At 73.3% G+C, this 13,450-nt stretch carries 12 protein-coding genes; 1 reads left to right on the forward strand and 11 read right to left on the reverse strand.

Translation table 11 applies throughout. The features are described 5' to 3' along the window. Positions 1–17: 17 nt before the first annotated feature. The 9 genes from ACLIN4_RS08375 to ACLIN4_RS08415 all read right to left on the reverse strand — a co-directional run bounded on the left by ACLIN4_RS08375 (position 18) and on the right by ACLIN4_RS08415 (position 9,616). Positions 18–1,535 (reverse strand): glycoside hydrolase 43 family protein, encoded by a 1,518-nt coding sequence (locus ACLIN4_RS08375; RefSeq protein WP_411575631.1) that lies wholly within the window; start codon positions 1,533–1,535, stop codon positions 18–20. Continuing rightward, on the reverse strand, positions 1,532–2,377 hold the full coding sequence (locus tag ACLIN4_RS08380) for a PmoA family protein (RefSeq protein WP_107477784.1): 846 nt from the start codon (positions 2,375–2,377) through the stop codon (positions 1,532–1,534). Before ACLIN4_RS08380 ends, ACLIN4_RS08375 begins: the two co-directional genes overlap by 4 nt. Then, the gene (locus ACLIN4_RS08385) at positions 2,374–3,531 is read right to left on the reverse strand and encodes a Gfo/Idh/MocA family protein (RefSeq protein WP_107477783.1); all 1,158 of its coding nucleotides are present in this window, start codon (positions 3,529–3,531) and stop codon (positions 2,374–2,376) included. The genes ACLIN4_RS08380 and ACLIN4_RS08385 overlap by 4 nt, the downstream gene beginning before the upstream one ends. Beyond that, positions 3,528–4,427 carry a carbohydrate ABC transporter permease gene (locus ACLIN4_RS08390; protein ID WP_107477782.1) on the reverse strand — a complete coding sequence of 300 codons (900 nt, stop codon included), beginning with the start codon at positions 4,425–4,427 and terminating at the stop codon, positions 3,528–3,530. Before ACLIN4_RS08390 ends, ACLIN4_RS08385 begins: the two co-directional genes overlap by 4 nt. Then, a complete protein-coding gene (locus ACLIN4_RS08395; RefSeq protein ID WP_019329285.1) occupies positions 4,424–5,359 on the reverse strand; it encodes a carbohydrate ABC transporter permease in 936 nt (311 codons plus the stop codon). Before ACLIN4_RS08395 ends, ACLIN4_RS08390 begins: the two co-directional genes overlap by 4 nt. Before the next feature lie 96 nt (positions 5,360–5,455). Further along, positions 5,456–7,195, reverse strand: coding sequence for an L-arabinonate dehydratase (araD, locus tag ACLIN4_RS08400; RefSeq protein WP_381944036.1), 1,740 nt, complete (start codon positions 7,193–7,195; stop codon positions 5,456–5,458). Then, complete coding sequence (locus ACLIN4_RS08405) at positions 7,192–8,100, reverse strand: dihydrodipicolinate synthase family protein (RefSeq protein ID WP_100047721.1); 909 nt, start codon at positions 8,098–8,100, stop codon at positions 7,192–7,194. Before ACLIN4_RS08405 ends, araD begins: the two co-directional genes overlap by 4 nt. After that, positions 8,097–8,765, reverse strand: coding sequence for a GntR family transcriptional regulator (locus ACLIN4_RS08410; protein ID WP_411575632.1), 669 nt, complete (start codon positions 8,763–8,765; stop codon positions 8,097–8,099). The genes ACLIN4_RS08405 and ACLIN4_RS08410 overlap by 4 nt, the downstream gene beginning before the upstream one ends. A 245-nt stretch (positions 8,766–9,010) precedes the next feature. Further along, positions 9,011–9,616 carry a TIGR03086 family metal-binding protein gene (locus ACLIN4_RS08415; RefSeq protein ID WP_107477781.1) on the reverse strand — a complete coding sequence of 202 codons (606 nt, stop codon included), beginning with the start codon at positions 9,614–9,616 and terminating at the stop codon, positions 9,011–9,013. Positions 9,617–9,754: 138 nt separating this feature from the next. Between ACLIN4_RS08415 and ACLIN4_RS08420 the strand changes: the two genes are divergently transcribed. Continuing rightward, positions 9,755–11,008 (forward strand): MFS transporter, encoded by a 1,254-nt coding sequence (locus ACLIN4_RS08420; RefSeq protein ID WP_289909772.1) that lies wholly within the window; start codon positions 9,755–9,757, stop codon positions 11,006–11,008. 162 nt (positions 11,009–11,170) lie between these two features. On the opposite strand, the gene ACLIN4_RS08425 is transcribed toward ACLIN4_RS08420, so the two are convergent. Continuing rightward, complete coding sequence (locus ACLIN4_RS08425) at positions 11,171–12,340, reverse strand: hypothetical protein (protein ID WP_289909774.1); 1,170 nt, start codon at positions 12,338–12,340, stop codon at positions 11,171–11,173. Further along, the gene (locus ACLIN4_RS08430; RefSeq protein WP_289909775.1) at positions 12,337–13,287 is read right to left on the reverse strand and encodes a 5-dehydro-4-deoxyglucarate dehydratase; all 951 of its coding nucleotides are present in this window, start codon (positions 13,285–13,287) and stop codon (positions 12,337–12,339) included. The genes ACLIN4_RS08425 and ACLIN4_RS08430 overlap by 4 nt, the downstream gene beginning before the upstream one ends. Positions 13,288–13,450 lie beyond the last annotated feature (163 nt).

The raw sequence follows: 13,450 nt of genomic DNA on the forward strand, positions 1-13,450 counted from the left end.
ACGGATGAGGTCGGTGGTTACCGGGGTCCGTTCCGGAACCGGGTGAACGTGGCGGCGCCGGCGTGTCCCTCGCCGGCGGGCGCGAGCGCGAACAGGCCGAGCAGGGCGCCGACCCAGCGCCAGGGGGTGGCGGCGAAGACCTGGCCGGTGGGGCGGGGGCCGTCGCCGAGGTCGTAGGAGAACCGGCAGCGGGCGCCGGGCGCGGTCTCGATCCGCAGCCGTACCTGCCCCCCGGGTGCGACGCGCGGGTGGTCCGCGTCCCGCTCGGTCTCGGCCACCGTCTCGGCGAACCGGTGCACCAGGTGCACGGTCCCGTCCGCTCCCCGCTGGAGCCCGATCCAGCGGTAGGCGTCGCCGAGCACCGCCAGCCCGGCCCGCGCGCCCGGCTCCTCGCTGTCCAGGCGCAGGTCGACCTCGACGACGGAGGGGATGCCGGGCAGCCGCTGGGTGAGCACGTTCGGCAGCCTGCGCAGGTCGTGCGCGTCGGCCGAGCGGACGCAGGCCAGGCGCAGCCCGTCCCCGGAGTGCTGGGTGGCCCAGCCGTCGCGGGGGTTGGCCGTCCAGGACCACTGGCGGCCGAACCGTCCGCCGGGGAAGTCGTCGTCGGTCGCGGGCGCGGCCGGCGGCTGCGGGGGCAGGGCGGGACGCGCGTGCTCGGCGACCGGGGCGCCGTCGTCGCCCAGGACCGGCCAGCCGTCCGTCCCCCACCTCATCGGCTGGAGGTGGACCACCCTGCCGTACGCGCCGCGCTGCTGGAAGTGCAGGAACCAGTCCTCGCCGGACGGCGTGCGCACCCAGCCGCCCTGGTGGGGGCCGTTGACGTCGGTGTCCTTCTGCTCCAGGACGACCCTCTCCTCGTACGGTCCGAAGAAGTCGCGGGAGCGGAAGGCGCCCTGCCAGCCGGTCTCCACTCCCCCGGCGGGCGCCAGGATCCAGAACCAGCCGTCGTGCCGGTAGAGCTTGGGGCCCTCCAGGGTGAACCAGCCGGGGATGCGGTCGGCGTCGACGATCACCTTGCCCTCGTCGAGGAGGCCGGTGCCGTCGGGGTGCATGCGGTGGCCGGTGAGGCGGTTCTTGATGCCCGAGCGGGAGCGGGCCCAGGCGTGCACGAGGTAGGCCTCCCCGCTCTCCTCGTCCCAGAGCGGGCAGGCGTCGATCAGGCCCTTGCCCGCCTTCACCAGGTGCGGCGCGGTCCACGGGCCGCGGATCTCGGGGGCGTTGACCTGGAAGATCCCGTGGTCGGGGTCGCCCCAGAAGATCCAGAAGCGGCCCGCGTGGTGGCGCAGGGACGGGGCCCAGACGCCGCAGTCGTGGCGGGGCGCGGCGAACGCCTCCGCCGGTTCCAGGCGGGGCAGGGCGTGCCCGACCAGCGACCAGTTGACCAGGTCGCGGGAGTGCAGGAGCGGCAGGCCGGGGACGCGGCCGAAGCTGGAGGCGGTCAGGTAGAAGTCGTCGCCGACGCGGACGACGTCCGGGTCGGACCAGTCGGCGTTCAGGACGGGGTTGGTGTACGTGTCCGCGGTCTCGGGGGTCACGGGCTCACCGCCTTTCGTACGAGGGTCGCGGCGTCGTCGGGGCCGAGGCGGCCGTCGGCGACGACGGTGACGATCCGGCGGACGAGGGTGTCGCCGGGGGCGATCGCCGGCCGTTCGTCGTACGCCAGGGACGAGCCGACGCCCGGGTACTCCTCGGTGCGCACGAACCACGGGTCGCGCCGGGTCCGGTCCGTGGCCCCGGCGAAGACCAGCGACCAGGTGTCGCCGGTCAGGGCGAGCCAGTCGGCGCGAGTGCCGTGCACCTCCCGCTCGCCCTCGCGGTCGGCGGTGAAGACCCTGGGTGCCTCGCTCCCCTTGCGGGCGCGCCAGAAGAAGCCGCCGTAGGCCGCGCCGGGGCGTCCGTTGGTGGCGGGGCTGCCGATGGTGAGGGGGTCCGGGGTGACGTTGGTGAGGGAGAAGGTGAAGTCCAGCGCCCAGGCGGCGTCGGTGAGTCCGGTGGCGGCGACGGTGCGGCGCTCGCGCAGCAGCTCGGTGCCGGCCGCGACCCAGCGCAGCTCCTCGACGAAGCCGTCGGGGTCGCGGAGCTGGAAGCCGGTGTGCCGCTGGGCGCCGTGGTTGTCGAGCTCGGTCGGTCCCCGGTCGCGCACGTAGGTGCGCCCGCCCCAGAAGTTGTGCCCCTCGACGTCGGGAACGGCGACACCGACGCCGAGGTGATGGAGGTGGTCGGCGGGGCTGAACTCGGTCACGGCCGTGCCGGCCAGGGTGGTGACGGGGTGCAGGCAGGGGCGCGGGGAGAGCCGGGCGGGCAGTTCGGGCCGGGTGACGTAACGGCCGACGGGGCGGCCCGCCACGCGCAGCACCAGGGAGTCGTGGCCGGTCATCGGGTGCTCACCTCGCTCAGCGGGTGCTCGGTGCGCGGCGCCCAGGGGGCACCCAGCTCGGAGTAGAGGGAGAGGGTGTCGGCGGCGGCGGCCACGAGTCCGTCGACGCCCGGGACCACCCGGCGGTTCTCGCCGGGGACGCGGCGCCAGGCGGCGTCGGGCAGCGGCTCCGGGTCGGGGGCCCGGCGGATCGCCTCCACGACCCGCATGAAGGCGCCCGTCTCGTCCGGCGGCACCAGGAGGGCGGCGCCGGTGGTGAGGTGGTCGACCAGGTTCTCCAGCAGGTCGGTGCGGCCGTACTCGAACTCCTCGGGGCCGTGGCCGCCGCGCTGGAGCAGGACGCGGTCCTGCTTGTACCAGAAGGTGACGCGGCCTCCGCTGCCGTGCACCAGCACGTACGGCTCGTGCGCCCGCTCCGCGCACAGGGTCGCGGCGACGGTGACGCGGTGGCCGCGCGCGGTGCCGACCCGTACGCAGGAGGTGTCGTCGGCCTCGATGTCGTTGGCGTGGCACAGCTCGGTCTCGATGCCGGTGACGTCCTCGGCGCGGGAACTGTCGCCGAGGGCGAGCGCGGTGGCGACGGCGTGCGCGAGCGGATTGGTGAGCGCGCCGTCGATCACGTCGGCGCCGTCCATCCGCCGCCGGCCCGCCCAGGGCGACCGGCGGAAGTACGCCTCGTCGCGCACCCACGCCCCGGCCCCGCCGATGCCGACGACCTCGCCGATCGCGCCCTCGGCGAGCAGCGCGCGGATCGCCGGCACGGCGTGCGAGCCCAGCGACTGGAACCCGACCTGGCAGGCGACGCCGGCCTCGGCGACCCCGTCGGCCATGCGCCGGAACTCCGCGTACGACGGCGCCGGGGGCTTCTCCAGCAGCAGGTGCACGCCTTTGCGGGCGGCGGTCAGCGCGAGGTCGGTGTGGGTGGGGATCGGCGTGCAGATCACGGCGATCCGGGCGCCGGTGGAGTCGAGCAGGGCGCCGAAGTCGGCGGACTGCTCGGGGACCTGGCCGCCGGCCTCTTCCTCGGTCAGCGGGGTCAGCTCGCAGACGCCGGCCAGCCTGACCAGTCCCGCCCGTTCCAGGCGGCGGATGTTGGCGACGTGCCAGCGGCCGTGGCCGCGGGCGCCGGCGAGGACGACGGAAACCGGGTTCATCCCTTCACCGCCCCCGCGCTGAAGCCGGTGATCAGCCACTTCTGGATGAAGGCGAAGACGAGGACGACGGGCACGGCGGCGATGATGCCGCCGGCGGCGAGGGCTCCGAGGTCGACGCTGTCCGCGCTCATCAGGGTGTTGAGGCCGACCGGGATGGTCTGCTTGTCCTGGTTGTTGAGGAACATCAGGGCGAACAGGAAGTGGTTCCAGGAGTGCACGAAGGCGAAGGAGCCGACGGCGATCAGGCCGGGCCGCAGCAGCGGCAGGACGACGACCAGGAAGGCCCGCATCCGGCCGCAGCCGTCGACCCAGGCGGCCTCCTCCAGGGAGTACGGCACGTTCTTGATGAAGTTGCTGATCAGGATCATCGACAGCGGCAGCTGGAAGACCGTCTCGGCGATGATGACGCTGCCGAGTGAGTTGATCATCTGGAGTTCGGCGAAGATCTCGAACAGCGGGACCAGCAGCAGCGCGCCGGGCACGAACTGGGAGCAGAGCAGGGCCAGCATGAAGGCCCGCTTGACCTTGAAGTCGAACCGGGCGAGGGCGTAGCCGCCGGCCAGGGCGACGAGGGTGGTCATCACCAGCGTCGCGAGACCGACGTACACGCTGTTCTGGAAGAAGGTGCCGAAGCTGCGGTCCGTCCAGACCTTCTCGAAGTGGTCGAAGGTGATCGGCCAGGGCACGAGCGAGGTCGAGCCGGACGGGCGGAGCGCGAAGAGCAGGATCCAGTAGAACGGGACCAGGGTGAAGACGAGGTAGACGCCGAGCGGCAGGTAGATCTGCCAGCGCGGGACCTCGTCCCAGGCCGGGCGGCGCTTCTTCGCCGGCCGCGGCGGTTCGTGGTCGGCCCGCGCGGGCGCGGGGGCGGGCGCGGTGGCCTCCTTGGTGATCACTTGTTCTCGCCTCCGAACTTGCTCAGTCGCAGGTAGACGATCGAGCAGAAGAGCAGGATCACGAACGCGACCGTGGTGAGGGCCGACGCGTAGCCGAAGTCGTGGGCGTCGACGCTGGTGTTGGCGATGTAGAGGGGCAGGGTCGTGGTGACGCCCGCGGGTCCGCCGCCGGTCAGGGTGTAGAGCAGGTCCACGTTGTTGAACTCCCACACCGCGCGCAGCAGCGTGGACAGGATGATGGCGTCCTTCAGGTGCGGCAGCGTGATGTGCCAGAACTGCTTGAAGCGGCTCGCCCCGTCGACCTCGGCCGCCTCGTACAGGTCCTTCGAGACGGACTGGAGGTCGGCGAGGATGAGGATCGCGAAGAAGGGCACGCCGCGCCACAGGTCCGCGACGACGGCCGCGGAGAACACGGTCGAGGTGTCCGAGAGCCAGCTGGTGCCGTAGTCGCCGATGCCCAGGTCGGCGAGGTAACGGGTGATGCCGGTCTGGGAGTTGTAGAGCAGCACCCAGATCGCGGAGGTCAGCACGCCGGAGACGGCCCAGGGGGAGAAGACCAGGGCGCGCCCGATGCCCCGGCCGACGAAGGTCTGGTTGACGATGAGGGCCAGTGCCAGGCCGAAGAGCAGTTGGAGTCCGACCTCGACGAAGACCCACTTGGCGCTGAAGACGAGGGTGTCCCAGAAGATCGGGTCCTCGGTGAAGATCCTGGTGAAGTTGTCGAGGCCCGCGAAGCCGTTCCGCCAGGGCTTGGTGGGGTTGTAGTCCTGCAGGCTGTAGTAGAAGACGCTGAGCACCGGGTAGGCGATGAAGCCCAGCATCAGCAGGGCGGCCGGTGCGATCAGCAGGTAGGGGAGCCTGCGCGGTGTGGCGGAGGCACGGCGCCGCCGGGGTGGCGCGGGCGGTTTCGCCACGGCTGCGGCTTGGGCCATGACAGTTCTCCGTTCTGGTACGTCGTGCGTGGGTCGTGCAGGAAGCGCTTTCTCGGCGTGCAGGGGTGTGCGGCGGTGTTCGTGTCGTACGGGGGTTCAGCCGGCGTACGGGTCCTGCACCTTGCCGGGGCGGGCCAGGAACTCGAAGTCGCAGCCGGTGTCGGCCTGGGTGATCTGTTCGTTGTAGAGGGCGCCGTAGCCGCGTTCGTAGCGGGCGGGCGGCGGCGTCCACGCGGCCCTGCGGCGCTCCAGCTCCTCGTCGTCCACGTTGAGCTGGAGGGAGCGCGCCTCCACGTCCAGGGTGATCGAGTCGCCGGTGCGGACGAGGGCGAGCGGTCCGCCGACGTACGACTCGGGCGCCACGTGCAGCACGCACGCGCCGTAACTCGTGCCGCTCATGCGGGCGTCGGAGATGCGGACCATGTCGCGCACGCCCTGCTTGAGCAGGTGGTCGGGGATGGGCAGCATGCCGTACTCGGGCATGCCCGGTCCGCCCTTGGGGCCGGAGCCCCGCAGCACGAGCACGCTGTCGGCGGTGATGCCGAGGGACGGGTCGTTGATGGTGCGCTGCATGGTCCGGTAGTCGTCGAAGACGACCGCGGGCCCGGTGTGCTTGAGCAGGTGCGGCTCGGCGGCGATGTGCTTGATGACGGCGCCGTCGGGGCAGAGGTTGCCGCGCAGGACGGCGACCCCGCCCTCGGCCGCGACCGGGTTGTCGCGGGGCCGGATGACGTCGTCGTGGTGCACCTGGGCGCCCGCGATCTGCTCGCGCATCGTGTCGTGCGCGACGGTGGGCCGGTCCAGGTGGAGCAGGTCGGGGATGCGGGAGAGGAAGCCGGGCAGGCCGCCGGCGAAGTGGAAGTCCTCCATCAGGTAGGTCTGTCCGCCGGGGCGGACGTTGGCCAGTACCGGGACGGTGCGGGCGATGCTGTCGAAGTCGTCGAGGGTGAGGGTGACGCCCGCGCGGCCCGCCATGGCGATCAGGTGGATCACCGCGTTGGTGGAGCCGCCGAGGCCGAGCACGGTGGTGACGGCGTCCTCGAAGGCGTCGGCCGTGAGGATGTCGCTCAGCTTCCGGTCCCGGTGGACGAGTTCGACGATGCGCAGTCCGGCGGCGGCGGCCATCCGGTCGTGGCCGGAGTCGACGGCCGGGATGCTGGAGGCGCCCGGGACGGTGACGCCGAGGGCTTCGGCGGCGGCGGTCAGCGTGGAGGCGGTGCCCATCGTCATGCAGTGGCCGGGCGAGCGGGCCAGGCCGCTCTCCAGTTCCTGCATCTCGCAGTCGCCGATGAGGCCGGCCCGCTTGTCGTCCCAGTACTTCCACATGTCGGTGCCGGAGCCGAGGGTCTCGCCGCGCCAGTGGCCGGGGAGCATGGGGCCGGCGGGCACGAAGACGGCGGGCAGGTCGACGCTGGCGGCGCCCATGAGCAGGGCGGGGGTGGACTTGTCGCAGCCGCCCATCAGCACCGCGCCGTCGACCGGGTAGGAGCGCAGCAGTTCCTCGGTCTCCATGGCGAGCAGGTTGCGGTAGAGCATCGGGGTCGGCTTCTGGAAGGTCTCGCTGAGCGTGGAGACCGGGAATTCGAGGGGGAAGCCGCCCGCCTGCCAGACGCCCCGCTTGACGGCCTGGGCGCGGTCGCGCAGGTGGACGTGGCAGGGGTTGATGTCGGACCAGGTGTTGAGGATGGCGATGACGGGCTTGCCGAGGTGCTCCTCGGGCAGGTAGCCGAGCTGGCGGGTGCGGGCGCGGTGGCTGAAGGAGCGCAGCCCGTCGGTGCCGTACCACTGGTGGCTGCGGAGCTGCTCCGGGGACTTCCGGCCGGTCGGGGCCGTCATATCGACCACCCCGCGGCGATGGCGGCGACCTCGGCGCGCTCGTCCTCGGGCAGCGGCTTGCTCGGCGGGCGGACCTCGCGGCGGCACAGGCCCAGCGAGGCAAGGGCCTCCTTGACCACGGTGACGTTGTTGGCGGAGCCGTTGGCGGCGCGCAGTTCCTCGAAGCGGCGGATCTGCTCCCAGACCTTCATCGCGGCCGGGAAGTCACCCGCCCGGAGCGCCTCGATCATGTTGAGGGAGACGGCCGGGGCGACGTTGACCAGGCCCGAGGTGAAGCCGGTGGCGCCCGCGGAGAAGTACGACGGCGCGTACGGCTCGGCCAGGCCGGCGACCCACACGAAGCGGTCGAGGCCGGCGTCGCGGGCGAAGGCGGCGAAGCGGGCGGCGTCCGGGACGGCGTACTTGACGCCGATGACGTTGGGGCAGGCGTCGGCGAGCTGGGCGAGGCGGGCGCCTGGCAGCTGGGGGTTGCGCAGGTAGGGCACGACGCCCAGCTCGGGCACGGCCTCGGCGATGGCGCGGTGGTAGTCGACCCAGCCGCCCTGGGAGACGTAGGGGTGGACCGGCTGGTGGACCATCACCATGGAGGCGCCGAGGTCACGGGCGTGCCGGGCGGAGGCGACGGCGGTCGGCACGTCGTGGCCGACGCCGACGAGGATCGCGGCGCGGTCGCCGGCCTCCTCGGCCGTCAGCTCGGTGACGAGGGTGCGCTCGGCCGGGGAGAGGGCGTAGAACTCGCCGGTGTTGCCGTTGGGGGTGAGGGTCGTGATGCCACCGTCGAGGAGACGACGCAGCAGGGCCCGGTAGGTGGCGGGGTCGACGGAGCCGTCCTCGGCGAACGGGGTCACCGGGATCGCGACCACGTCGGCCAGGGCCGCCCGCTGGGTCTCGAACGTCGCTGTCATGCCTGACCGTCCTCTTCCTGGGCCTGGGCTCCCGTTTCGGGGAAGGCCCGCTCGACGAAGGACGCGATGTGCGCGTGCAGGGCGCGGGCGGCGCCGTCCGCGTCACCGGCGAGGGCGAGGCGCAGGATCTCCTGGTGCTCGCCGGCCTCCCGTTCCCAGGAGGGGTCGGCGGCCCAGGCGACGGCGGAGACGAGGGCCGCCTGGTCGCGGACCTCGTCCAGCATCTGGCCGAGCAGCGGGTTGCCGCACGGCACGTACAGGGCGCGGTGGAACTCCCGGTTGGCGAGCGACCGTTCGGCGGTGTCCGTGGCCTGGTCGGCCCGGGTCAGCGCGTCGCTGGCGGCGTCCAGGGAGGCTCCGCGGCGCACGGCGCGCTTGAGGGCCTCGGGCTCCAGGAGCAGCCGCACGTCGTAGACCTCGCGCGCCATGTCCGCGTCCACCATGCGCACCGTCGCGCCCTTGTACTGGCTCATCACCACCAGTCCGGTACCGGCCAGCGTCTTGAGCGCCTCGCGCACCGGTGTCTTGGACACCCCGAACTGTGCGGCGAGGTCGGTCTCGACCAGGGCCTGGCCGGGGGTGAGCCGACCGGTGAGGATGCGGCGTTTGATCTCCTCCAGCACGTACTGCGTGCGGGAGGGGATCGGCGTGGGCACAGAGGTCATGCGCGCCTCTCGGAATCTCGCGTCGGATGCGCGGATCTCACGCCGCTGATCACATGCAACGGTCACATGTATCTGATCTCGCGTACCTGATCTCGCGTATCGCGTCTCATATATGACGTACGGAGTACGACGCGTTGAAGGTAAGAGGGGCGCGGGGCCACGTCAATGCTTCTGACAAAGGAAGTTGAGGTTGCCGGGGCTCGAAGGCCGGGCGCGGAGGTCGCCGCGCCCGTCGGACCGGGCCGTTACGCGGGCCGCGTCCAGCGCGGGTCGCGACCGCTGAGTCCGACCGCCCGGTCCAGCAGCGGGGCATCGGCGGGCACGGGGACGACGGGGCCGAACATGCCCTCGTCCCGGTCGGTTTCCTCCGCGGAGGCGGCGAGCAGCCCGTACGACGCCTGGAGGGCGGCCGGGTCGGGGTCGTACTCCTGACCGGTGGCGCGGGCCAGGTCCCAGCCGTGGATGACCAGTTCGTCGGCGACCACGGCGCCGGCCACCTCGCCGGGCAGGTCGATGCCGCCCGCGCGGGTCATGCCGGTCCAGGCGCCCGGGTCGCGCCAGGCCTCGGCGAGTTCGCCGAGCACCTTCGGCAGCTCCTGGCGCCAGCCGGGTCCGATGTCGGGCACGCTCGCCTCGGGACTGGTGTCGGTGGTGACGCCCAGGTCCTTGCGCGCGGCGTCGCGGAAGGCGACGGCGAGGCCGGCGAGGTGGCCGAGCAGGTTGCGGACGGCCAGGTCCGGGCACGGGGTCGGGTCCGCGAGCCGGGCGTCGCTCACGCCCTCGGCGAGGTGCGCCAGGACCCGGGCCTGCGGTCCGAGGTCGAGCGTGGGGGTGGGGGTGTCGTGGGTCATCGATCGCTCCTCGGGAGGCAGGGCCGCTCTGTCGGGAGGTAGACCGATCACGGCCGCGAAACTCATCGGCCCCCGAGCCCGCGCACTGGGCACCTGCCCGATGTCGGCCGCCCTGCCTCAGGACCACGATGACCTGGCATGACGCCAAGAAGGACGAACACGAGGAAGACGGGACGCGGAACCTGGCCCCTGGCCCGCGTCCTGCGCGACCGCAACGCGGGCCTGTATCTCGCCGGGGTGGTGGTGTCCGGTTTCGGCACCTCGGCGCTGTGGCTGGCGGCCGGTGTCTGGGTGAAGGACCTCAGCGGCTCGGACGGACTCGCGGCGCTGTGCATGCTCGCGATGTGGGCGCCGACGCTGGTGGGCCCGGCGCTGGGCACGATCGCCGACCGCGTCCGCCGCAAGCCGCTGCTGATCGCCGCGAACCTGCTGCCGGCCGCGCTCCTGCCCGCCCTCTTCGCCGTCGACTCACCGGACGCGCTGTGGCTGCTGTTCGCGGTGCTGTTCGTGTACGGCGCGGCCGGTGTCGTGCAGGACGCGGCCGAGTCGGCGCTTGTCGCCGCCGCCGTCGATCCGCGCCTGCTCGGCGACTTCAACGGACTGCGCATGACCGCCAACGAGGGCATGAAGCTCGTGGCTCCCCTCGCCGGGGCGGGTCTGTACGCGGCGTACGGCGGGCCGAGCGTGGCGGCGCTGGACGCGGCGACGTTCGTGCTGGCCACGGGGTTGTACGCGGCCCTGCGGGTGCGGGAGGCACCGCCGGAGCGGCCCGCGCCGAACCGGCGGCGGCAGACGGCCGAGGGCGTCCGGTACCTGTGCGGGCACCCGCGGCTGCGCCCGCTGGTCCTCGCGGGCGGGGTGACGATGCTGTGCGCGGGCGCCGGCGGCGCCACGCTGTACGCCGTGGTCGACGCCCTCGGCCGCTCCCCCGCCTACGCCGGTGTGCTCTACGCCGTCCAGGGTGCCGGTTCGGTGGTGGTCGGGGTCGTGTCCGGCCCCGCCCTGCGCCGCCTGGGCGCACGACGGTTCGGGGCGGCCGGGATCGCCCTGTTCGCGGTGGCGGTGGCGGCTCGGGCGGTCCCTTCCGACGTGCTCGCCTGGGTGTCCGGAGCGGCGATCGGCCTGGGACTGCCGACGGTCCTGATCGCCGCCCTGACCGCCGTGCAGCGCGAGACGCCGGGGCCGCTGCTGGGGCGGGTGAGCGCCACCGCCAACACCCTGGTCTTCGCGCCGAACGTCCTCGGCCTGGCCGTCGGCGCGGCCCTCGTCGAGACGGTCGCCCTGTGGCTGCTGCTGCCGGCGCTGGGCGCGGTCCTGCTGGCGACGGCGGCGGCACTGGCCCGGCACCCGGTGGCCGAAGCCGCCTCGGACACGTGCGCCGAACGCCCCTGAAAGGGCGGCGGGGAATGCCGCTACCGGCCCCCACCCGAAACACGACCCTCAGCCTCGCCGACGCCCCCCTTCCCAGGAACGTTCGCCGAACGCCCCTGGAGGGGGCGCGGAGAACCGCGCGACCGGCCCCCGCCGCCCCGCACCGGAACAGGGTCCCGCCGCTCACCCCACCCGCAGCCCCGCCCGCACCGCCTCCAGATCCCCGTCCGACGCCAGCCCGGCGTGATACAGCCGCAGCTCCGTGGCGCCCAGTTCCCGCGCCCGCGCGGCGTCCGCGGCGAGCGTGTCCGGGTGGCCGCCCATGCCCGAGACCACGGTGAGGTTGGCGGCGAGGACGGCCCCGTCGCGCGCCTGCTCGGCGAACGGTGTCAGCAGGCCCGCGCCGCCCGTGCAGGGCACGACCACGCCGTCCGCGACGGAGAGGACGTGCGCGGGGTCGACGCCGGCGTTGGCGCCGCAGTGGTACGACACCGGGTCGGCGTGCAGCAGGACCTGGAAGCCCTCGGGGGCGGCGGCGCGCACGGCCTCGACCGCCGCCTCCTGGAGGGTGCGGGCCCGCTCGTCCCGCCAGGCACGGGTGGCGTTGGCGGGCGCCTCGCCGAGCAGTTTCCCCACGCCCGCCCAGCCCCCGTCCGACGGCGCCGTCCCCCGCCACACCGGCTCCAGCGCGGCGCGCACGGCGGCGGCCAGCTCGTCGGGGTCGAGCCCCTCGGCGCCGTAGCCCTCCCGGCAGTGCGGGCAGAAGCACAGCGACATCAGGTACTGCCCCGCGTCCCCGAGGGCGACCCCGCCGGTCTTGTCGTGGGCGTGCAGGTGGGCGAGTCCGTACCAGCCGAGGGACTCCAGTTCCGTGCCGCGCGCTCCGGGCCGTACCGCGGCCTCGGCCGCGAGGCCGACGAGGTACGCGCGGGTGGCGGGCTGCGCGATGCAGGGCGCCCAGGGGTAGCGGTCGCCGTAGGCGTTGACGACGGAGGTGTGCGGGTGCTCGGCGCCCAGGCGGGAGTTGTGGGCGAGGACGACCCAGGTGTGCACCTCCAGGCCCGCGTCCGCGAGCGCGGCGGCGGCCTCGCCGTAGGCGTCGCCGGGCGCCCAGTCGCCGGCCTCGTACGGGCGCAGGTCCCGGCCCTCCCAGCGGGCGGGGTCCGGCGGGTAGAGGACGGCGGCGTGCTCGGCGGTGACGACGCGGTGGCGGGGGTGGCGGGGAGTGAGGGCGCGGGTGGAGTGGTAGGCGGCGGCGAGCGTCACCTGCTCCACGCCGAGGCCCGCGACGAACGCGGCGGCTTCCGGGTCGCCGTTGACGTCCCAGGGGTAGACGAATGCCGACGCCCTCACTTGTCACCCTCCTCGTCCAGCAGCGCCTGCCCCCGCTCGATCAGCTGGGCGAGCTGTTTCACGTGCTCCTCGGCCGGCTCCTGCAACGGCGTCCGCACCTCCCCCACGTCCAGGCCGCGCAGCCGTACGCCCGCCTTGACCAGGGCGACGGCGTACCCGCGGCCCTGGGCGCGCAGTTCGACGAACGGCCGGTAGAAGCCGTCCAGCAGACGGTGCACGGTGGCCGTGTCGTCCTCTCGCAACGCCCGGTGGAAGGCGAGGGCGATCTCGGGGGCGAAGCAGAACACGGCGGACGAGTAGAGGGTGACGCCGAGGGCGCGGTAGGCGAGCTGGGTCTGCTCGGCGGTCGGCAGCCCGTTGAAGTAGAGGAAGTCGCCGTCCGGCACCTCGGTGCGCACGGCGCTGACGATCCGCTGCATCAGGTCGAGGTCGCCCAGGCCGTCCTTGAGGCCGACGATCCCGTCCGTGCGGGCCAGTTCGACCACCGTCTCCGGAGTGAACACGGCGTTGTCGCGCTGGTAGACGACGACGGGCAGGGCGGTCGCGGCGGCCACCTCCCGGTAGTGCCGCAGCAGCCCCTCCTGCCCGGCGACGACCAGGTACGGCGGCATGGCGAGCAGCCCGTCGGCCCCGGCTTCCTCGGCGACGCGGGCGTAGCGCACGGCGAGGGCGGTGCCGTAGCCCGCGCCCGCGAGGACCGGCACCCGCCCCGCGGTCTCCTCCACGGCCGTCCGGACACAGGCCTCGAACTCCTCGGGCGTCAGCGCGTGGAACTCACCGGTGCCGCAGCAGGCGAACACGGCGGCGGCGCCGGCGTCCACCCCTCGGCGCACATGCGTGCGGTAGACGTCGAGGTCGACCTCGCCACCGGGGGCGCAGGCCGTGACGGGGAAGAACAGCGGCCCGCTGGGGACGGTGAGCCGGGCGGCGAGAGGGGCTGAGGTCACGGGCGCTCCCCATTCCTGATTCAAGGTCGGCATCATATTCGTGATCCGCGTCCATATTTCTGAACGCGACCACGCTAAGCCGACTCACCGACACCGTCAAGCAGGCGACCTCTTGACGGCTGACCACCGGTTCCTTAGCGTGTCCACGCATATGAACGCCAGG

This window comes from Streptomyces mutabilis, assembly GCF_046628145.1.
Lineage (GTDB): Bacteria > Actinomycetota > Actinomycetes > Streptomycetales > Streptomycetaceae > Streptomyces > Streptomyces mutabilis.

Excerpts from the sequence above, each read along its gene's own strand:
- ACLIN4_RS08395 (WP_019329285.1), bottom strand. The coding sequence starts at position 5,359 with ATGGCCCAAGCCGCAGCCGTGGCGAAACCGCCCGCGCCACCCCGGCGG.
- ACLIN4_RS08380 (WP_107477784.1), bottom strand. The coding sequence starts at position 2,377 with ATGACCGGCCACGACTCCCTGGTGCTGCGCGTGGCGGGCCGCCCCGTC.
- ACLIN4_RS08420 (WP_289909772.1), top strand. The coding sequence starts at position 9,755 with ATGACGCCAAGAAGGACGAACACGAGGAAGACGGGACGCGGAACCTGG.
- ACLIN4_RS08415 (WP_107477781.1), bottom strand. The coding sequence starts at position 9,616 with ATGACCCACGACACCCCCACCCCCACGCTCGACCTCGGACCGCAGGCC.
- araD (WP_381944036.1), bottom strand. The coding sequence starts at position 7,195 with ATGACGGCCCCGACCGGCCGGAAGTCCCCGGAGCAGCTCCGCAGCCAC.
- ACLIN4_RS08385 (WP_107477783.1), bottom strand. The coding sequence starts at position 3,531 with ATGAACCCGGTTTCCGTCGTCCTCGCCGGCGCCCGCGGCCACGGCCGC.
- ACLIN4_RS08405 (WP_100047721.1), bottom strand. The coding sequence starts at position 8,100 with ATGACAGCGACGTTCGAGACCCAGCGGGCGGCCCTGGCCGACGTGGTC.
- ACLIN4_RS08410 (WP_411575632.1), bottom strand. The coding sequence starts at position 8,765 with ATGACCTCTGTGCCCACGCCGATCCCCTCCCGCACGCAGTACGTGCTG.